This window comes from Thioclava arctica, assembly GCF_040892615.1.
Lineage (GTDB): Bacteria > Pseudomonadota > Alphaproteobacteria > Rhodobacterales > Rhodobacteraceae > Thioclava > Thioclava arctica.
In genome coordinates this window covers 1-652 of the sequence record NZ_JBFRYC010000051.1, presented here as the reverse complement: position 1 = coordinate 652, position 652 = coordinate 1, and the positions used below count along the sequence as shown (strand labels likewise).

Annotated in this window: 1 protein-coding gene; it reads right to left on the bottom strand. The window is 56.6% G+C overall.

Annotation, left to right across the window (positions count from 1 at the left end; all coding sequences use genetic code 11):
- Nucleotides 1-46: 46 nt before the first annotated feature.
- Nucleotides 47-247 (bottom strand): hypothetical protein, encoded by a 201-nt coding sequence (locus AB4874_RS19880; RefSeq protein WP_295531861.1) that lies wholly within the window; start codon nucleotides 245-247, stop codon nucleotides 47-49.
- Between the last annotated feature and the right edge of the window lie 405 nt (nucleotides 248-652).

The window sequence follows — 652 nt, the reverse complement described above, 5'->3', positions numbered from 1 at the left end:
AGGAGCGGCTTTGTTGCGCTGCAAGGCGTCGCCCTGGAAGCGCTGATTATTTCGCGAAGTCGGTCGAGATCGAAGCCGAGCCGAGATAGTCGCCGATGCTCGAAGTCAGAACGCCGGTCTTTTTGCTTACCAGCGTCATCGCTGCGGCGCCCAGGCCGACAACAGCTGCGGTCAGAACAACCCAGTCAACGGTCACTGCGCCGTCTTCTTCGTTGTGGAACTTTTTGAGTTTGAAAAATTTCATCATGGGTCTTCTCCAGGGTTTGGTTGCAAGGCCCGCGTCTTTTCGGCCTCAGCCTTGCGTCGCGGTATGTCTATATTCTGACGCTCAAAAACGGCCGGAATTGGGCGTAACGCGATCTCTTTCAAGGTATTTCCTGCGCAATTCTGTGCTTTGGCTGTGCTGGGACAGGAAAAAGCCGCTCCCGAAGGAGCGGCTTTGTTGCGCTGCAAGGCGTCGCCCTGGAAGCGCTGATTATTTCGCGAAGTCGGTCGAGATCGAAGCCGAGCCGAGATAGTCGCCGATGCTCGAAGTCAGAACGCCGGTCTTTTTGCTCACCAGCGTCATCGCTGCGGCGCCCAGTCCGACAACAGCTGCGGTCAGAACAACCCAGTCAACGGTCACTGCGCCGTCTTCTTCGTTGTGGAACTT

Excerpts from the sequence above, each read along its gene's own strand:
- AB4874_RS19880 (WP_295531861.1), bottom strand. The coding sequence starts at position 247 with ATGATGAAATTTTTCAAACTCAAAAAGTTCCACAACGAAGAAGACGGC.